Source organism: Ruegeria sp. CE9 (assembly GCF_056537425.1).
This window is the reverse complement of record NZ_JBQFRO010000007.1, coordinates 72,191-92,776: the sequence shown is the minus strand read 5'-3', so window position 1 is coordinate 92,776 and position 20,586 is coordinate 72,191. Positions and strand designations below refer to the sequence as shown.

Annotated in this window: 16 protein-coding genes, 1 pseudogene and 1 riboswitch; of the genes and pseudogenes, 10 read left to right on the top strand and 7 right to left on the bottom strand. The window is 56.0% G+C overall.

Annotated features, from left to right (window positions below):
- Position 1 precedes the first annotated feature (1 nt).
- The 4 genes from ACR0B3_RS14570 to ACR0B3_RS14555 are packed head-to-tail and all read right to left on the bottom strand — an operon-like array spanning position 2 to position 3,033.
- Positions 2-832, bottom strand: a complete 831-nt coding sequence (locus tag ACR0B3_RS14570; RefSeq protein WP_480809717.1) for an amidohydrolase family protein — start codon at positions 830-832, stop codon at positions 2-4.
- Positions 829-1,257: an RbsD/FucU family protein gene (locus ACR0B3_RS14565; protein WP_480809716.1), complete on the bottom strand. Its 429-nt coding sequence runs from the start codon at positions 1,255-1,257 to the stop codon at positions 829-831. Before ACR0B3_RS14565 ends, ACR0B3_RS14570 begins: the two co-directional genes overlap by 4 nt.
- Positions 1,247-2,299: an aldo/keto reductase gene (locus ACR0B3_RS14560; protein WP_480809715.1), complete on the bottom strand. Its 1,053-nt coding sequence runs from the start codon at positions 2,297-2,299 to the stop codon at positions 1,247-1,249. Before ACR0B3_RS14560 ends, ACR0B3_RS14565 begins: the two co-directional genes overlap by 11 nt.
- The gene (locus tag ACR0B3_RS14555; RefSeq protein WP_480809714.1) at positions 2,296-3,033 is read right to left on the bottom strand and encodes a GntR family transcriptional regulator; all 738 of its coding nucleotides are present in this window, start codon (positions 3,031-3,033) and stop codon (positions 2,296-2,298) included. The genes ACR0B3_RS14560 and ACR0B3_RS14555 overlap by 4 nt, the downstream gene beginning before the upstream one ends.
- A gap of 105 nt (positions 3,034-3,138) precedes the next feature.
- On the opposite strand from ACR0B3_RS14555, the gene ACR0B3_RS14550 reads away from it, so the two are divergent.
- The 6 genes and pseudogenes from ACR0B3_RS14550 (at position 3,139) to ACR0B3_RS14525 (ending at position 9,401) form a co-directional block, all read left to right on the top strand.
- Positions 3,139-4,671 (top strand): UxaA family hydrolase, encoded by a 1,533-nt coding sequence (locus ACR0B3_RS14550; RefSeq protein ID WP_480809713.1) that lies wholly within the window; start codon positions 3,139-3,141, stop codon positions 4,669-4,671.
- 41 nt (positions 4,672-4,712) lie between these two features.
- Positions 4,713-6,239: a sugar ABC transporter ATP-binding protein gene (locus ACR0B3_RS14545; RefSeq protein ID WP_480809712.1), complete on the top strand. Its 1,527-nt coding sequence runs from the start codon at positions 4,713-4,715 to the stop codon at positions 6,237-6,239.
- The gene (locus ACR0B3_RS14540) at positions 6,236-7,243 is read left to right on the top strand and encodes an ABC transporter permease (RefSeq protein ID WP_170423121.1); all 1,008 of its coding nucleotides are present in this window, start codon (positions 6,236-6,238) and stop codon (positions 7,241-7,243) included. Before ACR0B3_RS14545 ends, ACR0B3_RS14540 begins: the two co-directional genes overlap by 4 nt.
- A gap of 39 nt (positions 7,244-7,282) precedes the next feature.
- Complete coding sequence (locus ACR0B3_RS14535; RefSeq protein WP_170534597.1) at positions 7,283-8,227, top strand: ABC transporter substrate-binding protein; 945 nt, start codon at positions 7,283-7,285, stop codon at positions 8,225-8,227.
- A gap of 219 nt (positions 8,228-8,446) precedes the next feature.
- Positions 8,447-8,803: pseudogene (locus tag ACR0B3_RS14530) on the top strand (DDE-type integrase/transposase/recombinase); the annotation flags it as partial.
- 130 nt (positions 8,804-8,933) lie between these two features.
- Positions 8,934-9,401 carry an alpha/beta fold hydrolase gene (locus tag ACR0B3_RS14525; RefSeq protein ID WP_480809711.1) on the top strand — a complete coding sequence of 156 codons (468 nt, stop codon included), beginning with the start codon at positions 8,934-8,936 and terminating at the stop codon, positions 9,399-9,401.
- Between the two features lie 659 nt (positions 9,402-10,060).
- On the opposite strand, the gene ACR0B3_RS14520 is transcribed toward ACR0B3_RS14525, so the two are convergent.
- Positions 10,061-11,392: a UDP-glucose dehydrogenase family protein gene (locus ACR0B3_RS14520; protein ID WP_480809710.1), complete on the bottom strand. Its 1,332-nt coding sequence runs from the start codon at positions 11,390-11,392 to the stop codon at positions 10,061-10,063.
- Between the two features lie 523 nt (positions 11,393-11,915).
- On the opposite strand from ACR0B3_RS14520, the gene ACR0B3_RS14515 reads away from it, so the two are divergent.
- Positions 11,916-14,915, top strand: a complete 3,000-nt coding sequence (locus ACR0B3_RS14515) for an ATP-binding protein (protein WP_480809709.1) — start codon at positions 11,916-11,918, stop codon at positions 14,913-14,915.
- A gap of 8 nt (positions 14,916-14,923) precedes the next feature.
- Here the strand turns inward: ACR0B3_RS14515 and ACR0B3_RS14510 are convergent, their stop codons facing one another.
- Positions 14,924-16,576, bottom strand: coding sequence for a peroxidase family protein (locus ACR0B3_RS14510; RefSeq protein ID WP_480809708.1), 1,653 nt, complete (start codon positions 16,574-16,576; stop codon positions 14,924-14,926).
- A gap of 18 nt (positions 16,577-16,594) precedes the next feature.
- Positions 16,595-17,662 (bottom strand): catalase family protein, encoded by a 1,068-nt coding sequence (locus ACR0B3_RS14505; protein WP_480809707.1) that lies wholly within the window; start codon positions 17,660-17,662, stop codon positions 16,595-16,597.
- Between the two features lie 385 nt (positions 17,663-18,047).
- Positions 18,048-18,255, top strand: a riboswitch (cobalamin riboswitch).
- Positions 18,256-18,494: 239 nt separating this feature from the next.
- Between ACR0B3_RS14505 and ACR0B3_RS14500 the strand changes: the two genes are divergently transcribed.
- Genes ACR0B3_RS14500 through ACR0B3_RS14490 form a run of 3 tightly spaced genes read left to right on the top strand, consistent with a single transcriptional unit; the run spans position 18,495 to position 20,585 of the window.
- A complete protein-coding gene (locus ACR0B3_RS14500; protein ID WP_480809706.1) occupies positions 18,495-18,839 on the top strand; it encodes a DUF1636 family protein in 345 nt (114 codons plus the stop codon).
- Positions 18,836-19,621: an ABC transporter ATP-binding protein gene (locus ACR0B3_RS14495; protein WP_480809705.1), complete on the top strand. Its 786-nt coding sequence runs from the start codon at positions 18,836-18,838 to the stop codon at positions 19,619-19,621. Before ACR0B3_RS14500 ends, ACR0B3_RS14495 begins: the two co-directional genes overlap by 4 nt.
- A 16-nt stretch (positions 19,622-19,637) precedes the next feature.
- Positions 19,638-20,585 carry an ABC transporter substrate-binding protein gene (locus tag ACR0B3_RS14490; RefSeq protein ID WP_480809704.1) on the top strand — a complete coding sequence of 316 codons (948 nt, stop codon included), beginning with the start codon at positions 19,638-19,640 and terminating at the stop codon, positions 20,583-20,585.
- The last annotated feature ends 1 nt before the right edge of the window (position 20,586 follow it).

The window sequence follows — 20,586 nt, the reverse complement described above, 5'->3', positions numbered from 1 at the left end:
TTCAATCCCTGAGGTTATAGGCGCGGGCGGCGTTACCACCCATAATTGCCTTGCGTTCTGCGTTACTCAGCTGGTTCAGCAGAGTGTCGGTGGTTTCACACCAGCGTTCGTAGCTGCTGGCCAAAGTGCAAACCGGCCAATCGCTGCCCCAGATCAAACGCGACGGGCCGAAAGTGTTCAGCAGGTGATCCACATAGGGGCACAGGTCTTCGATCGTCCAGTCTGCGGCTGCTTCAGTCGCAAGACCGGACAGCTTGCACCACGCACTGGTCTCTCGGGCCAATGTCGACATGTCTTCGGACCAGCCGTCCAAGATCGCGTCTTTGATAAATGGTTTCGATCCATGGTCGATGACCACACGCATATCGGGGTAACGCTGAAGAAGTTGCCTGAGAGGACCCAAGTGTTGGGGCAAGGTCAGTGCATCGAATGTCAGGTCATGCCGTTGAACAGCCTCGAAAGCTGGAGGCAGCGTGTCGCCGAGCATCCACAGAGGGTCAGCGATGTCCTGTATCATCGGGCGAAGACCGACCAGTGCCTGATGGGCGGCCAAAGCGGCAATCTGCGCGCCAACATCATCGGCTTCAAAATCAACCCAGCCGACAACACCTTTAATGAATGCATACTGGTCGGCCAGCGAGAGCATGTATTCGGTCTCAGCCACTGTGGGTGCCGCCTGGACAAGAACTGTGCCATCAATCTCGGCAGCTTTTAGCAGGGGCATTAGATCGTTCGGAGTGAAATCCCGGTAGATTGTGTCCAGATCGGGTGTCAGCCAGCCATAGTCACCACGTGTCAAGGCCCAGAAATGCTGATGCGCGTCGATCCTCATTCGATCACACCCTTTTTGAGGATGATGTTGCCGTAGAGCCTGCGCTCGCCTGTCTGAACGATGGCAAAAGCGTTGGCTGCACGGGCGTAGAATGCAAACCGTTCCAAGCCCTGAACCTTGGCCGGGTTGTCGGCGGTCGTGTCGATGATACGCTGAAAGTCCGCGGCTGCGTCAGGAACTGCCTCCGCGTCGCCGACAACCTGCATGGTCAACGCCGGATCAGAAACGAATGTATCTAACGGCATCACCGACAATACAGCTCGCAACACTTCGCTGGCCGAAGACCCGTCCGCCCGGATGCAGTCCGGCCCGCTGCTGGAACCCGGGAAATTCGCGTCTGCGATGACGATTTCATCCCCGTGGCCCATGGCCCTGAGGGTATACAGCAGCTCTGGCGACAGGATCGGGTCGATGTTACGCAGCATCTGCAGCCTCGCTTGGCAGAGGCGCGTCGGGTCGGATCAGGCCTTCGGATCGCAGGTCCGACCACAGGCCAGGGGGAATGTCGCGCTCCATCAGTGCCACATTGGACTGTACTTCGGATGCGTTGACAGCGCCAGGTATGACCGTTTTGACGCAAGGATGACCCAGAACAAATTGCAGCGCGGCGGCGATCAGCGGAGTGTTGTGTGCAGCGCAAACGGCTTCGATCTTGCGGACCCGGTCCAGAATATCTTCAGGTGCGTCTGCATAATTATACTTGGCGCCGGGCACGGCTCCGGTGGCGAGGATGCCGGAATTGTACGGCCCGCCCAGAATGATCCCGACATCGCGCTGCTCACAAAGTGGCAAGAAACTGTCGAGCGCTTCCTGCTCCAGCAGCGTATAGCGCCCAGCCAGCAGGAAACCATCAAAGTCCCCCAGACCAAGCAGCCTTTCGCAAACCTGCCATTCGTTTACGCCCGCCCCAATTGCAGCGATTTCTCCGGCATCGCGCAGTTCGGTTAGCGCTTTGTACCCCCCGCCATCAAAGAGTTCCCGCACCTTGGCATCAGACACTTCCTGACTGCCTTGACTGAAGACACAGACATCATGGACCAGAAGAATGTCTGAGTTGGCTACACCGATCCTGTCGCGGCTGGCCTCGTAAGACCGCATGACCCCGTCATAGGTATAGTCGAAGACGATTCTTTTCTGCGGGACATCGACAAAGGCTTCAGGTGTCACCTCATGCGGTTCGCAATCCAGCAGCAGGCGACCGATCTTGGTCGAAAGCTGAATGTTCTCGCGGCCAAACCGGCCTATCGCCAGTCCGAACCGATGCTCTGACCGACCAAGCCCGTATTGCGGCGCGGTATCAAAAAACCGGATGCCTGCGTCATAGGCGGCTTGCAATGCAGCCTGAGCGTCCTCGTCCGAGACTTTGCGATACAGGTTCCCCAGCGGCGCCCCACCGAATCCCATGCGGGTCAGGGGAACGGGCCGTTTGGTCCGGTTGTTCAGTAGTTCTGTCTGGGAAACGGTCATCCTGCCTCGCTATTCAGCTGTGGGGTGAGGTTGAACAAATCGGGATTTTGCTTTTCCAGTAGTTCGATGCGCGGCATCAACTGCCCAAGGTGGGTACGCATGGCGTCCTGCGCAGCCTGTTCGTTACGATCGCTGATTGCCTCGAAAATAGCCCTGTGCTCCGCCAGTGTTTCGGCGATCCGGCCAGGGGTGGGCAGCAACAGCATTCGGGCGCGGCTGACTTGTAATGAGACGGTCTGGGCTACATCTCCGAGGCGGCGGAAGCCGGTGAACTCCATCAGCAGACTGTGGAATTCTTCGTCTGCCTGATAAAAGCCGGGGATGTCCTCATCCTCGATCAACAGTTCCTGCAGGCGCATGTTGCGGCTCAACCGCTTGCGCTGATCGCCGGTCAGATCGCGCGCGACCTTGGCGACGGTTGCAAGCTCAAGCGCCTCGCGCAGGAAAACGCCTTCGCGAATTTCATCCATCGAAAAATAGGATACGCGGGTGCCGGATTGTGGCACGACATCCACCAGCCCCTCTGATGCCAGCCGCGCAATCGCATCGGCGACAGGAGCGCGCGATACGCCCAGTCGCTCGCATACCGGTGCCTTTCTTAGATTTGCTCCGGGTGGGAAATCAAGCGAGAGAATCGCCTGCTTCAATGAGTGGTGAACCCGTTGAGTCAGCGGCCCTTCGATAGCCGTGATCTCAGGCAGCAGCGCGGCATTAATATCTTGGTGTTTGCTCATGCTCAGCAATTTAACATTCTAACATGTTAGTTGACAAGTAGCGATTTTGGATTTAGCACCAGTGCCCAAGCAAGCGGGGAAGAGATGCAAGTAAATGACGACATAATGGCTATGGAAACGGCAACGCGCGATGTCGTGAAGCTAAACCCACAGGACAATATCGTCATTGCATTGCGCGACCTGCAGGCGGGCGAACAACCGGCGCATGTTCCGGTGCCCTTGGCTGCACCTGTTTCCCGCGGTCACAAAATTGCGGTGTCATCAATCCAGGCTGGCGAAAACGTCGTTCGTTACGGGCAGATCATCGGCCAGGCAAAATGCGATATTGCGCCGGGCGAACATGTCCACGTGCACAACCTTGGCATGGGGGCGCATCAGCAGGACTACGCACATGCCAGCGCGAATACGCCGCTGCCCACCGTGACTGAAAAGCGGACATTCGATGGATACCACCGCACCGACGGTAAGGTGGGCACCCGAAACTACATCGGAATTCTGACCACCGTGAATTGTTCGGGGTCCGTGGCGCGTTTCATCGCAGAGGCGGCGGAAAAATCCGGGCTGCTGGATAGCTTCCCAAATGTGGATGGCGTGGTGCCTATTGTGCATGGGACCGGCTGCGGAATGTCCGGCAAGGATGAGGGTTATGCCACCCTGTTCCGAACCTTGTCCGGGTATGCGCAGCATCCGAATTTCGGGGGTATCCTGTTGATTGGTCTGGGGTGTGAGGTCATGCAGGTCGCAGACCTTGTCGGCGGTCGTCCAATCCGCGCTGACGGTGCCCTGCGCTACATGACTATTCAGAACGAGGGCGGAACCCTGCGCACCATCGAACGGGGGCTGGACGAGCTGCGCGGCATCGCGGAGTTGGCCAATCAGGCGAAACGCTTCCCCGCTCCGATCAGTGCCATCACGGTGGGTATGCAATGTGGCGGGTCGGATGGATATTCAGGGATTACTGCGAACCCCGCGCTGGGGTTTGCCTCGGATCTGCTGGTGCGCCACGGGGGAACAACGATCCTGTCGGAAACCTCGGAAATCTACGGGGCGGAGCATTTGCTGACGCGGCGGGCCGAAACGGTCGAAGTTGGTAAAAAGCTGATCGAACGCATTCACTGGTGGGAGGATTACACCGCCCGCAACGGCGGTGAGATGGACAACAACCCGAGCCCCGGCAACAAGCGCGGTGGCCTGACAACCATTCTTGAAAAATCGTTGGGAGCCGTTGCCAAAGGAGGCACAGCTCCTCTGCGCGACGTCTACAAATTCGGTGAGATGGTCGACAAGCACGGGTTCGTCTTCATGGACAGCCCGGGGTTTGATCCGTGTTCTGTTACCGGGCAGGTCGCCTCGGGTTCGAACCTGATCGTGTTCACCACCGGGCGCGGTTCGGTTTCGGGGTATAAGCCGACGCCCTGTATTAAGCTGGCCACCAATTCCGAGATGTATGCCCGCATGGCCGACGACATGGACCTGAATTGCGGTGACATCGTGACCAACGGGATCAGCATCGAGGCAAAAGGCGAAGAGCTGTTTGAAATGCTCATCCGCGTCGCCTCGGGAGAAAAGACCAAAAGTGAGGAACTTGGCTTTGGGGGCGTTGAATTCGTCCCCTGGCAAATCGGCGCGGTGATGTAACCCGCGTCGGGCCCAAGGGAGAGGGGCGCATGGGAGGGAAAATGAATAAATTGGTCGAAATGGCAGGGATTGATAAGTTCTTCCCCGGCGTGCACGCGCTGAAATCCGTACAGTTCGATCTTGAACCGGGCGAAGTTCACGCACTGATGGGTGAGAACGGGGCCGGAAAAAGCACGCTGATGAAGATCCTGTCGGGTATCTATCAGCGCGATGGCGGGATCCTGAAGATCGAAGGGCGTGAAGTCAGCCCGACAACCCCGCGCGAGGCGCAGGATCTGGGCATCGGGATCATCCATCAGGAACTGAGCCTGATGAACGACCTGACTGTCGCACAGAACATCTTCATCGGGCGCGAACCGCGTAAGAGCTTTGGTCGTTTGGACGAAGCTGCGCTGAATGCGCAGACCGCCGAAATCTTTGCTTCGATGAACCTCAGCCTTGATCCGAAGGCGCTGGTTGGCGGCTTGACCATCGCGAAACAGCAAATGGTCGAGATCGCCAAGGCACTGTCCTTTTGGTCCAAAGTGCTGATCATGGACGAGCCCACAGCCGCCCTGAATGACGCCGAGATTGCCGAGCTATTCGTGATCATTCGCCGTCTCAAGGCCGAGGGGGTGGGCATCGTTTACATCAGCCATAAGATGGACGAACTCAAGCAGATCTCGGATCGCGTGACGGTTATGCGCGATGGGGAATATGTCGGAACAGTTGGGGCCGCCGAAACCCCGATCAGCCAGATCATCGCCATGATGGTCGGCCGCGAGGTCAAGGAAGAACCGCTGGACGTGCCCGATCTGGGTGATGCTGAGATGTCTCTGCAGGTCACCGGGCTGAGCCGGAGCAACGAAATTCAGGACGTGAGCTTCTCGGTCCAAAAGGGCGAAATTCTGGGCTTCGCCGGTCTTATGGGCGCAGGTCGTACAGAGGTTGCACGGGCTATCTTCGGGGCTGATCCCAAGGATTGCGGCGAAATCCGGGTACATGGTCAGGTGGTGTCGATCAAATCACCCACCGACGCCGTCAAAGCGGGGATTGGATACCTGTCCGAGGACCGAAAGCATTTCGGTCTCGCCACTGGTATGAATGTACGCGACAACATCGCGCTTGCCTCGATGGATCTGTTCACGGGCGCAGGCGGCGTTTTGCATGATGGTGAAATCAGCGACACCGCCAAAAGCTACATCCAGCAATTGGGCATTCGGACGCCATCGGATGTGCAGGAGGTTCGCCTGCTGTCAGGCGGCAATCAACAGAAGGTTGTCATCGCCAAATGGCTGCTGCGCGACTGCGATATTCTGATCTTTGATGAACCGACCCGCGGTATCGACGTCGGCGCGAAATCCGAGATTTACAAGTTGCTGGAAGAACTGGCGGGGCAGGGCAAGACGATCATCGTGATCTCATCCGAACTGCCCGAAATCATGCGCCTCAGCCATCGCATCGCCGTGATGTGCGAAGGGCGGCTGACCGGCATTTTGCCTGGCGGAAAAGACACCACTCAAGAAGACATCATGCATCTGGCCACGCAACGTGCGGCGGCGATGCAGGTAACAGGGACAGCTCAATGACCACAGCAACCGATATCGAAAAGAAAAAGCCACTCTCGGGCCTTGCGGACAGCGGCGCCTATCAAAAGCTGTTGGCCTTTGCCAGTTTGATCGTTCTGCTGATCGGCTTTTCCATTGCTTCACCGAACTTCATGCAGACATCGAATATGATCGCCATTCTGCAGGCGACATCGGTGAACGGCGTTCTGGCTGTCGCGGCTACGCTGGTCATTATTACGGGCGGGATCGACCTTTCAGTCGGAACACTGATGACCTTCTGCGCAGTGATCGCCGGGGTGGTCCTGACATATCTTGGAATGCCGCTTCTGTTGGGCGTGGCCGCAGCCATTGCAGCCGGCGCATTTTGCGGGCTTTGCTCAGGCACTTTCGTCGCGAAAATGAAAATTCCGCCCTTCATCGCCACGCTTGGCATGATGTTGATCCTCAAAGGCCTGTCGCTGGTGATCTCGGGCACGCGACCAATCTACTTCAACGATACGCCGGGCTTTGACCTGATTTCGCGCGGGTCGCTGATTGGAGAGGTTTTCCCGTCGCTGCCCATCCCCAACGGTGTGCTGATCCTGTTCCTGGTTGCCATTGCCGCATCGTACATTCTGGGGCGCACGGTTCTGGGCCGCTACACATTCGCGCTTGGCTCAAATGAGGAAGCGGTGCGTCTGTCCGGCGTGAACACCGACATGTGGAAGATGCGCATTTACGCGCTTGCAGGCGCGATTTGCGGCATCGCCGGTATCCTCATCGCCTCGCGCCTGAATTCCGCACAACCGGCATTGGGACTGGGCTACGAGCTGGAAGCGATCGCAGCCGTGGTGATCGGCGGCACGTCCTTGTCCGGCGGACGGGGCACCATTCTGGGCACGCTGATTGGCGCCCTAATCATGGCCGTGTTGACCAACGGTTTGCGCGTGCTGTCCGTCGCGCAGGAATGGCAGACCGTTGTGACCGGAGCAATCATCATCCTGGCCGTCTATGCCGATATGGCACGGCGCAAAAAGTCAGGCTGAGAAACTCAACAAAAACGACCAACTGTGGAGGAGAAAAACATGTTTTCACGTCGTTTCATACTGGGTGCGCTGAGTGCAGCCACCCTGGCAGGACCCGCCTCAATGGCGGCAGCCGAAGAAATTTATATCCCGCTGGTATCCAAAGGCTTCCAGCATCAGTTCTGGCAGGCCGTGAAATCGGGTGCTGAGCAGGCGGCTGACGAATTTGATGTCACCATCACATTCGAAGGTCCGGACAATGAGACAATGGTGGACCGTCAGATCGACATGCTGGCTGCCGCTCTCGCCAACAACCCCAAAGCCATTGGTTTTGCCGCCTTGGATAGCCAAGCGGCAATCCCGCTTTTGAAACAGGCCAATGAAAAGGGCATTCCGATCATCGCTTTCGACAGCGGCGTTGACAGTGACATTCCGCTTTCGACTGCGACTACGGATAATCTGGCAGCAGCCGGGCTTGCCGCTGACAAGATGGCAGAGAAAATTGGTGGCAAGGGTAAAGTTGCGGTTGTCGCACATGACCAAACCAGTCGCACCGGTATCGATCGTCGCGACGGCTTCGTGAACCGCATGGCTGAGAAATACCCGGATATCGAAGTTGTCACGGTTCAGTACGGCCAGGGCGACCACCTGAAGTCGACCGAGGTCACCAAGGCGATCCTGACAGCAAACCCCGATCTGAACGGCATTTTCGGCACCAACGAGGGCTCGGCCATTGGCGTTGTGAATGGCGTTCAGGAGCTGGGCACCGAAGGTCTGGTCATCATTGGCTATGACAGTGGCAAGGCCCAGAAAGACGCAATCAAGAGCGGTCTGATGGCGGGTGCGATCACGCAAAATCCGGTCGGCATCGGCTATGAGACGGTGAAGGCAGCAGTTGCCGCATTGAACGGAGAAGAGGTTCCAGGTCTGATCGACACAGGCTTCTACTACTACGATGCCTCGAACATTGACGACCCGAAAATCTCGGCCGTTCTGTACGACTAAGTACAACCACTCACGCAGTCCGGCCTGCCCTTTGGGTGGGCCGGATGGTTTCATCTGCAGATCGTCAGTTGAATTGATACCAAGGCGTGCGGGGCAGGGGCATTCGGGTCGCTACGCTGGCATGCAACTGAGCCGCCGTTGTTTTTAGTGCATCAATGACAAAGTCGCGCCGGTTGTCGATCAGGGCGGAAGCGTAATGCGGAATCGTCAACGAAGCGATCACAGATTGTCCCATGGAGGTTTTTTACCCGCGCGCTTGAGGAAAACGGTTTACCGCGCAAGATCGTCATCGACAAAAGTGGTGCTAACACGGCCGGCATCAAGGCAGTTAATAAGATGCTCAAGAGCTTCGGTTGCCCGATCCAGATCGATATGGTCAGACGGAAATACCTCAATAACATCATTGATCAGGATCACCGCTTCATCAAACGAAGAATCAGACTCATGCTGGGGTTCAAATCTTTCGCGTCAGCCGCATCTATCCTAGCAGGCATAGAACTGGTCAACATGATCCGCAAAGGTCAATTCACGCCCGGACTCTGTCCGTTTCAGCAGTTCGCCCAACTGGCAGGGTAAACCGCTCCCCATTCCGCTGATGCTCTGCCATCCAAAAAGATTGCGACAGTACCACCTGACCGAACACGTAACGCTCAGAGATAGTTGAACGCGCGCTTTCAGCACATATGGCGATCCAAACGGAACACCAGTGATTTTTAGCCACGGATTTTCTGCCTCTCACATAATCCGACAACCCGACGACGACCTGACCGCCTCGCTTGGAGTGCAATGGATTGCAGTGGACCAGCCCGGTGTCGGAGGGTCCAGTCCGAAGAAAGGTCGGAAGATGGTCGAGTGGGGCGATGATATGGAGGATCTGGCTGACCATCTTGGCTTGGATACTTTCAACGTAGCGGGTCATTCCGGGGGCGGCCTCCACGCTTTGGCAGTCGCCTTTCACATGCCCGAACGTGTGCGCAAGGTTGCGCTCGCTTCTCCAATGGCTCCATTCGATAAACCCGGTGTTACCAAAATGCTGGTGCTGAAGGACCTGAAGAGCATCGCGAAACTGCACCATCTGACCCTGCTGATCCGCTGGGCAGAGCGTATGGGCGCAAAAAAGCGCTTTGAAAGACATCCCATCCTATGTGGAGTCTGTCGTCGACCAAATGCCTAACGAGGCCAAAACAATACTCCGCAATCTAGGGCAGCAAGCCCGCTTGAAGAGAACTTTCACCTTGGTTACCTGCAATATGATGAAGGAGTTTTCGAAATGACGATGGCGCTTTGGGATTGAGGGTTTTCACCAAGGGAAATCAAGCAACCGGAGGAGATATTTTATAGCAATACCGACGATATCATCTCACCAGAAATGCCACGACACTTATGCTCAGAACTTCCCAACTGCACAGCGCACGAGTGGTCAGGCGCAGGACCTATGGGTTTGTAGATCGTGAGCGCTGGACCGAATTTCTCAGCGCAGTCGCTAATCTGCCCTAGCAAGTTGAAGGCTGCAATTTCTGCAAACCGATAGGTTTTACCAAAGGACGGAATCGTGCCGGCATCGAAGGGCAGGAAAGCGGTTTGCGGATGCAGCTCCGAGTCCCAGCATCGAATATCTATTATGGGCGTCGATTTCGGCTTAGTCCCGAAAAAAGGCATTAAGAAATTTTCCAAATAGGTCGAATACAAATCCTTAGCCGCGCGACGCATATGACTAATCCGCATCGTCGTTGAAGCCGTTCACAGGCCAAGTGACTTCAACGAGAGGCTACGATTTCTTCGGTAGATCAGGTTTGTAACTACAGCCCAAATGCGCGCCAAACTGGCCGGCCACTACATCTGTAAGAGTTGGCCCTGCTCACCCATGCCAACGCCGACATAGGTCTCGAAACCCGAACCCAAAACTATAGCCGATGAGTAGATATTACGCAGATCGACCATCCGTGCTGATCTCATCGTTTCGGCCAATTCGTTCAGGTTCAGCGCGCGGAACTCGTTCCATTCGGTCAGCAAGACCACCACGTCCGCGTCAGCCGCTGCCGCATAAGGGTCATCCAACCATTCGACACCCGGAAGCAGCGCTTCGCCCTCGGCGCGGCCCTGGGGGTCTACTACGCGCACGCGGGCTCCACCGCCGATTAATGCAGGTACGATTGTCAAAGACGGAGCGTCGCGCATGTCGTCGGTGTTGGGTTTGAAGGTGACACCCAGCACTGCCACGGTTTTACCGTTGAAGCTGTCGTCACAGGCATCACGGATCTTTTCGATCATCCGCTTCTTGACCTCGTCGTTGACGCGAATGACGGTCTCGGTGATCTGCATCGGATGTGCGAAATCCTGCCCGATCCGTGCAAGTGCTGCGGTATCTTTCGGGAAGCACGAACCGCCATATCCGGGGCCCGCATGCAGGAATTTGTTGCCGATCCGCCCGTCCAGTCCGATGCCACGCGCGACTTCTTTGACGTCGCCGCCTGCGCGTTCACACAGGCCAGCGATTTCATTGATAAATGTGATCTTGGTCGCAAGGAAAGCATTGGCGGCGTATTTGATCATCTCGGCGCTTTCCAGATCAGTGGTCAGGATCGGGAAGTCACGCAGATAAAGTGGGCGGTAGATTTCGGCCATGACCTCGGCGGCGCGCTCGCTTTCAACGCCAACGACGACACGGTCGGGGCGCATGAAGTCATCTATGGCAGCCCCTTCACGCAGAAACTCGGGGTTCGAAGCGACATCAAATTCGGCTTTCGGATTAGCCGCTGAAACGACCGCATGTACTTTGCGGTTCGTGCCTACTGGAACAGTCGATTTGGTGACGACCACAGTATAGTCGGTAATTGCGTTGGCGATTTCTTCGGCTGCAGCCATCACATAAGTGAGATCGGCGTGTCCGTCTCCGCGCCGAGTTGGGGTGCCAACCGCGATAAATACCGCATCTGCCCCATCGACAGCCGCAGCCAGATCAGTAGTAAAGGTTAGCCGACCGGCAGCCACGTTTTTGGCCATGAGCACATCGAGGCCAGGTTCGTAGATCGGCACTTCGCCATTTTGCAGCATGTCGATCTTGTGTTCAGATTTGTCGACGCAGATCACATCGTGACCAAAATCCGAAAAGCATACACCGGATACCAGGCCGACATACCCGGTGCCAATCATCGCAATGCGCATTTATCGAATTCCTTCCTTTGGTTTTCGCCGGAGGCGCATTTTTTGGCCCTGTTTGACAGCTGGGCGAACAGCCATTCGAGGACTAGGTCAACGCAACCGTCTATGAATTGCCTGCTCGCTTCAGTTGCTCAGAAAATATGGCAAAACTCTTCAGGCCGCTTCTTGGCGACCGAATATGCTTTTTGTAGAGCAATGTTCAAGTGCTGATAGCTCTGTGTACTGATCTTACGCAAATCATTGGTTACTGGTGGCGCTGCTTCGACCAACCTTGCCGCATGGCTTGGTTGAGCAACTCAATATGCGCCCGTGTCTCCAAAGGTGCATTCATGGTCTTGGGCATAGCCAGATCGCAAAGCTTCATATAGTCTCCAAGTTAGCTTTCGTTGTGTCGAGCGGCGGTTAGTGCAGTCATTTTATTTTTGTAAGGCTTCGCGATGAGAGGCATGTTCTCGGTTTTGGGTTCTGAAAGAGGCGTTGCTTTGACACCTCAAAACCACAAGAGCGCCGCTTTCGGAGAGGGCTGATGGTTCTGCACCCAAGTAGTCCGGAAACCGATCTTGGTGCTATGGAGCACCGCCATCTAACCGTAATGATGGTGGATCTTGTCGAGTCGACCGTTCTAGCACAAAAGCTGGAACCAGAAGACCTGCTTTCGACGACGCTGCGCTACCATCAGCTGGTTGAGCACATCGCGGACGAGCTTGGCGGTCGGGTGCTGCAGATTGTGGGCGATGGCATCCTTGTCGCGTTTGGGTGGCCTTCTGCATCCGAGAACAATGCGGAACGTGCGCTGCGCGCTGCCTTGCGTATCCATACCGATCTGCCAGCTATGAGCGGCCCCTTGGATCTGAGATGCCGGATCGGCATCGCGTCGGGTGTGGTTCTGGTTGGGGATATTGCGCTGGGCGCCAATGTTCAGCCAGATGCTATATTCGGATCGACGCTTAATCTTGCTGCACGGTTGCAATCGCTGGCATCGCCGGGTGAAACAATGGTCGCGGCCGCAACACGCGCGCTAGGTGCCGAAAATTTGGAATTCGAGCCGCAAGGCGCCCAAAATCTCGCAGGGTTTGATCGACCGGTTCCCGTTTACCGATTGAAGGGGGAAGGCAGGGATCAGATGCGCGGGCATAATCGTATGCCACTGCTTGGTCGCAAGGCCGAGCGCGCGCAACTGCGCCGCGCATGGAAAGACGTCGAAGCCGGCAGGGGGCGCGTCATCCACATTCTGGGCGAAGCTGGAATCGGGAAATCGCATTTGATCCGCGACCTCCGGTCTGCGGTTGGGCCTCAGTCATGGGTTACCTATCACTGCAGCCCGTTCCATGTCAGCACGCCTTTCTTCCCGTTCATATCGCAGGTCGAACGGTGGTGCGGCATTCTCAGCCAGGATGATATCGCCACGCGGCGCAACAGACTGACGGGCCATTTGTCTGAGATTCTGGACGAAGCACAATTGCGAACGCTGTTTTTTGTACTTGCTCCAGGCACCGGAGACAGCGGAACCACCAGCGAAGAGGAATTGCGCGATCAACTGAGCGCCATTTTCATTCGCGTTTACGAAACACTCAGCCGCGAAGGTCCTGTGCTTGTTGTGGTAGAGGATATGCAATGGGTAGACCCGTCGACCCTTTCTATTCTTCGAGACGTGGCCGAGCATCTCACATCACTGCCCATCCTTATGCTGATGGTTTCGCGAACGCCTGCGCCAGGTGTGATCAAAGATAGCAGCCCATCGCTTGAACAAATGTCGCTTCCTCCGCTTGATGAAGAAACGTCGGTAGAACTGGCCGCTGCCGCTTCGGGTGCGCGTCTTGATGAACGGACCACGGCCCAAATTCTGGCCCGGGGGAATGGTGTCCCGCTGTACATCAAAGAATGCTCTGCTGCGATCGCAGCTTCGCCGGAACGGATCGTTGATAATATCCCCGCCACGCTTCATGATCTGTTGGCACAACAGGTTGACGAAGTGGGTGAGCTTCGGCGCGCCGCGATCGAGGCTGCAGTGATTGGCAACGCCTTTGGTGCGCCTTTGCTTGCGCAGATCAGTGATCTGACCGAAGATGAATCCGAAGATGCGATATTCGGACTGGCTGCAATCGGGATTTTGCAGCACCTGCCCGGAACCAATGATGACGCTGAGCCGATTTGGCGCTTCCGTCATGAGTTGGTGCGCGAAGCCGCCTATCAAAGCCTTGTGCGCGACCGGCGTGTCTATCTGCATCGCCGCACTGCCGAGGCACTGGCAGCCCAGCCCGAAGCCGCGCGCCAGCCTGAGCAGATTGCGCGGCACTGGGAATTGGCTGGTGAAACCGCGAAGGCCGTAGCCACTTGGACCGAGGCTGCGCGGTTAAACCTGAGGCGTCACGCCAACCGCGAAGGGGCACAGCACGCCCGAAACGGGTTACGGCTGTTGGATGAATTGCCCGAAGACAAACGCGATGAAGCTGAGTTGCATTTGCAGTTCTTATTGGCCGCTGCTGAGCGTGTGCATGTCGGATATGGGGCCAAGCCATCAATTGATGCCTTCGGTCGCAGTTTCGAGTTGGCAGATAAGCTTGGTGACAGGCGCACATTGGTACGTGCGGGCAGAGGGCTTTTTACTGCTGCAATGGTTAAGGGCGATTACAACGGCGCTGAACATTGGGGTAAGGCGATCATCGATGCCTATGATGATCATCACACACGCATGGTCGGAAATTATATCTGCGGGGCCGCCCTATACCCGCAGGGCCGGTTCACTGAGGCAGAAGCCGCGTTGGAAAAGGCAACTTTGCACGCCGATGCGCATAGGGCTGAGGCTGGCAACAGCCCTGACATTGCCGCTGTGATACAGATCGAGAGCATGGCTGCCCTGATTGACAGCTTTAGGGGAAACCCGGAAAGAGGGCTGGTAAAAGGCAAAAGAGCAGTCGACGCGGCGATGGCGTCGGGACAACCCTTGATCATCGCCAACGCGATGCACTGGCTGACCGAAATTCATATGCAAACGGATCATCCCGATTATCCGCAGATGGCTGAGGCACTGGGTCAAGCTGTGCGAGACAAAGGTGGGCCCTACTATCAGGCCGTTGCAACTGCGCATCTCGCCGGTGTCGCGATCCGATCCGGAGAAGCTTTGAAGGGAGTAACCTTGCTGCAAGCAGCATGGGATAGAATGAAGGCAACAGGGGCCGAGGCAGCGGGTATGCTTGTTAACACCGAGATCGCAAGGGGGTTTCTTGCACTCGGGGAAATCCAGCAAGGATTGAATGCGGTCGAGGCCGGACTGGCCTGCGCGGAAAGCACCGATGAACGAAATTATGAGGCCGAGATCTACCGGATCAAAGCTGCTCTCTTGCTGGAAAACGGAGGCCCGATCGACGCGGTCGAGGCGGCACTCAGAAAATCTGTCGCCGTTGCCCGTGAGCAGGGCGCGACGATCTATGAGCTGCGCGCTCTGAGTGATTTGGCCAGTATTCGACCTGCTGACTCTGATATTTCTGAACGTATCACTGAGCTTGAAGAAAGCGTTGCGTCATAAGTCCGGGTTCAGGATCGTCGACCCATGGTGCAATCTTCAGGCGGCAGGTCCAACCCGACGAAATTCGCGACTTGGGCAAACGAGGACGTCTTCTGCAGCAACTGATGTCCCTTTGCTGAAAACGTCTGTTCTGAATACAGGTTCTTGGACACCATCGGGTTGTTCAAAAGCTGCGTGATCGCGTCATAGGCCACCATTGATGTCATCAGGTCACCCATGATCACAGTGCCCTTATGCTGCTCGGCAAACAGGCCCGGAAACATCTCGACGCGATTGACATCGCAGTACAGCCGACTGAGATCCGCAATCAATTCATCCGCAAATGGCTGATCACCAACCATCTCGGTAAAGCTGGCGTGCTTTCTGCGTCCAAAGTGTTCACGATATACATTCAGAGACGGCAAACGGGCCCTCCGGCTTACGGCAATTGTGGCTTCGACTGGAGATAGGGCGCCCGACGCAGGCCTCTGAAACAGAAAATCTGGAGTGTTCCTAAGCGATATGCGCCCAGCTTGCTGGCGGGACAATGAGCGGATCATTTCGGCAAGCCCTGTCTGCTCGACCAGCCGCGGATTGAATCGGAACCCTTCTGGCCCAACTTGTGCGCCGTCGATGATAAAGCGCTCGGGGATCATCGAGTGCCATCGGTAAAGCAGATTAAACTCGATCGCGATTTGGTTGGCGTGATGCCACGGCTGCCACCGATTGGCACCAACGGGCATTTTGAACGGCATATTGGCGACATGGGCGATGTAGTCTTCAAGCACCAGCTTGATCAGAAGGGCAATCAGGGTGCATCGCGTGGTTTGAAACACGCGCTCTTTGTCCCAACCCGCAGTTCCGCGTTTCTCACGCCAAAGCAGATCGGCAAAGGTATTATGCGCGCGCAACATCAGCGTGTTGATGACGATATAGCCGATTGTGCCATTGCCATTGTCGAGCCCGGTCGCGTGAAAATCGAGCAGAAGCTGATCAATCTCACGCTTGCGCAGCCCCGGATGCGCGCGCTTCACGGCATTCCACAGTTTGCAGGGATCATGTAATGGCTTTCCGCAATTGTCCCCCGTGGCAAGGCTGCCATCAAAGGGCGGCGCAAGTTTCACGCCCCCGGATTGGTCCTTTTGAAACAGTTTTGGCGCCCACATTTCACCTTGTGCATCCAGTCGAAAGGCAAGGCGATGGGTCAATTCTTTGGTATCGGGGTCGCGTTCGCGCAACATGTCGGTCTGAAAATCATTCAGCCCGTAAATCTGACACAGGTCGACTTCGTGGTTCGAATCCGTCTGACCAAACGTATCCGGCGCTACGAATGTGCGCAGAAAACTATCGGTAAACCACTGTGCAGCCGATATGAAAAAGAGTGTCGATCCTTGGGGGCACAGCAGCGTAAGCGGGCTACCGTCAATTTGCGTTCTGCGCCGAAACAGGTCGGCGACCTCGCTTTCGGAGGGCAAGATTGGCGAAGGGTCTTCGGGCTGCGTATGCCGGCCAATCCAACGGTGTGAATACACCCCCGGCCAAGTCGTATAGTCCTTGTTTAAGATGTATGGTCTTGGTCGGTGCACTTTGGCGGCGTTCGCAAGCCTGATTGCCGTGACATAGCTTGTAAAGCGTGGGGCGACCTTGAACCCGAGGTCGATCAGATCATCAACATCCAGCATCAAAACGTCTCCGTCTGGTCATTTGTTAGGGAACCGGGCACGCGCCAGGCTTAGATAGGTCCTTAGCCGGATCGCATTGATCGGCCCCAGAGGCTCATGCTCTGCCGTGACGCGCCAAGGCGAAAAGCTCATCGCGTCGCCATCTTGCGGGTCAAAGGCTGCGCCCTGGGAAATGGTGATATCCGCAACCGGCGTGACGGAATGGTGGTATGGGTCGAGCGGCGCATCGGGTTGCGGATCACAAGCCCACCGAATGCGATTGTCGAGCGCATTAAAATCTGCATCGCTGCGCGGCGGCTCAATTACGCAAAGCTCAAATTGATTGTCGCCCTCAGACACATCTTGCCGCAAGTGTTTGCCGATATCGTCAGGGCCATCCACAGGTGTTGTGGGAATGTTGGGCCGTGCGCTGCGTGCCAGATATCTGATCGTCAGATCAGGCCCCAGACGATAAGGTGTTGTAGACCAGAAATGAACTTCGAACGGTGAGTGCATGTATTTTGACGCAAACTCACTCGCAACACCGAATTGGCGTTTACCTTCGCGCGTGAAGAGGGCACGAAAGGCTGCGCCCAGGCCTTTGGCCACCAGTTTCAAACTCCATTTTCGCCGCCCTTTGAATGCGTGCTGCACCGCTTGTAATGTGGCGACAAGCTTGCCTAATCGCTCGTATTCTTCGGGGACATAGCTGGGAAATACATCCTGATCGACCAGTACAAAATCAAACTCGTCGCTGAGCTGCGAGATGCCCAAATGTGCAAGGGCTTCGGTGTCGATCAGCTTGGGTCCGGGCACGTCAAAGAGTTTGATCGCCATCCCGTGCGCATCTGATTTTCGGTCATCAAGATGCGCGCCGTTGGAAAACCGAACTGCGGCCACATAGCTTGCAGGCTGTTCAAAGAGCCCATGGCGCAGGTGGTCAGGTAAGTTCTTCCTTACAGTGAACGTTGCGGCGACACATCCGTGGCTGCGCCCATGCTGTGCCCTTAGGCGACGACCCTTCCATAGCGCGACAGCCTCGGCATTGTGGTCGATAACATCTTCAACAAGATCTGGGGGTAATCCATTTTGCGAAACATGTGTCAAAGAACCCTCTCCTTGGATAAGCCCAGGCAATGATCAATCACGCGTAAGGTGCCGGCAAAACCATTCCTCTAAATCCGAACAGCTTAACGCAGATTCAGATTTTTCCAACCATGTGTGCCTGCGGAAACGATAAATTCGACTACCCATTGATCTGGCATCGAGCAAATTCACGCTTTAGCGGCTAGGAATGCATACTGCTGGTCTTGCCTATTAAGAGGTGTTTTTCCGGACGGTGGTACCAAACGGATTGATCTGAGACGCTACATGCCACTTTCGGTCAGCATCCAAGTATGTTGGTTTGGCCCTCAAGGACAAAGATGACGCGACCGTAATTTTCCTGAAGCCTCAACTTTCGACTTTATCATTGACGTGTCTCATGATCTCAGGCAGTCAATCAAGAGATGGTTCCCAATGGTGCGCCCAAGGGATGAAAAGGGAATACGGTGAGGTTTGCCGACAGGCGCCAATTCCGTAACTGCCCCCGCAACTGTAAGCGGCGAGCAAGGCCAAACAGCCACTGATCCAAAGGATCGGGAAGGTTGGCTGAGCTAGGACCCGCAAGTCAGGAGACCTGCCATCAAATGTTCAACCAAACCGGGGCGGGGTGTCCTGGAAGGAGGCTTAATGGCACGTCTAAAACGTGTTTACATCGTTGGCAGCTTCCGCACGCGGCTGGAAACAGGTCGAGTGGGGCATTCGAATGATTGCTGATATTATTAATCCCGATTGCAATAGAAGAAGGGTCGCGGCGCATCGCGCGCAGATTACGGCATACGATATGCAATGTAATAACATTGCATTCATTTTGATGTTACAGTAGGCGAGGCGCGTGATGACCAAACACTGCGATCATTTCGTTCTTGTATGCGCGGGCTGCCGGGATTCCATTTTCACGGATCACGTAGTTAACACGCTGTCGGACAGGCTGCCGGATGGCTTTGCAATTCGCACTGTCGATTGCATGGCTGGATGTGACCGACCTGCGACAATCGGATTTCAGGCACTTGGCAAGGCTCAATATCTGTTTGGCGACATAGCAACAGGCAACGATCTGGACGCGATTGTGGAATTCGCAGAACAGTACCAGCTGTGCGCGGATGGATGGACAAATGCCACGGATCGTCCGAGGGCATTGTTCAAGAAGACGCTCTCGCGCATACCGAGGGTTGCGCCATGACGGAGCAAAGCTTTCTGGTTGCCGAGAACCTCGAGTATTATGCGCTTAACGGGGATATCCTGCTGCAGGGCGTTTCCTTTGAATTGGTCGAAGGATCGATCCTGGCCATCGCCGGACCGAATGGCGCAGGTAAGACGACCCTTCTGAATTTGCTTTGCGGTGCCGAACCGCTGGCCCTTGGCGATGTTCGCATCAAGGGGCGGAGTCTGAAACAGCTTTCGGCCAAAGAGCGTGCGCGCATGATCGCGGTGGTGGGCCAGCAGGAATTGCCTGACGGGCGTTTGGGATTGCGGGACTACGTTGCGTTGGGGCAGATACCCATTCGTGCTGATCGCTCAGCCGAAGCACATGCCAAAGAATTGGATCGGATTCTTGATCTGACCGGTCTTGCCAGCTTGTCGGGTAAGCGAATGGCACAGCTGTCAGGGGGTGAACGTCAGCGCGCGCATATCGCGCGTGCTCTGGCGCAGAATCCATCCTTGCTGTTTCTTGATGAACCGACCAATCATTTGGATCCCGACGCGAAGGGGCGCATGCTATCTCTGGTCGCTGAGCTTGGGATCACCGTGGTGATGATCGTGCATGATCTGGTCATGATCCCCGAATTTGCCACCCACGTGGCGCTGATGAAATCGACCCGCATGATTGGATTCGGATCGGTGGAAGAGGTGCTGACGCCAGAACGGGTGCGCGAAACCTTTGGCGTCGATTTCCTCTGCTTTCATCACGAAGGCCGCGTGATCCCGGCCCTTGATATCCGAAAAACAACTATATCCACATAGACTTAGGAGAATTCTCATGAAACAAATCTGGTCCGTGGCATTGGCCACTGCCATGGCAAGCGGCGCTGCTGCGCACGAGGTCACTGTCGACAATTGCGGTGAGCCTCTGGTCTTTGAAACCCAGCCCGAGCGACTGGTCGTCCATGACATGAACATGACCGACATGGCCTTTGCTTTGGGTTTGCAGGACAAGATCGTTGGCCTGACCGGCATCACCGGATGGTACAAGACCAGCCCCGATTTCGATGCGCTGCGCGGCGACATCCCCGAGCTTGCACCGAAATACCCGACTGTCGAAAACCTTGTGGCGGCTGAGCCTGACCTGTTCTTTGCCGGCTGGTACTATGGGATGAAGCCCGGAGGCGATGTAACGCCTGACACCCTGGCGCCGTTCGGGATCAAGACCATGATCCTGACCGAAAGCTGCGTGCATCTGGATAAGGACCGGCCACAAGCCAGCATGGACCTGCTGTTTAACGATGTTCTGCGTTTGGGCAAGGTCATGCATATCGAGGACAAGGCCGAGGCGCTGGTTGCGGACTGGAAAGAGCAGCTGGCAGCGATCGAAGCCAAAACCGCTGATCTGCCCAAGCCGCGCGTTTTCTTGCTGGATGGCCCGGCGGATGCGCCTTTCACAGCTGGCAAATTCGCGATTCCCGATGCGATGATCTCAGCTGCTGGTGGCGAAAACGTCACCCATGATATGGACACAAGCTGGGGCCGCACCTCATGGGAGGCGGTTGCCGCGTCGAATCCGGAATTCTTGGTGCTGTTGGATTATCAGACCGGTAATGGTGCCGAAGATACGTTCAAATTCCTGCAGGAACATCCGGTCATGTCGCAGACCGACGCGGTCAAGAACGAGCGCTGGATCGGTTTGCGCTACGAAGAGCTGACCCCGGGACCGGCAAATATCGAGGCGATCTCGAAAATGGCACACGCGATGCATCCGGGTCAGAGTTGAC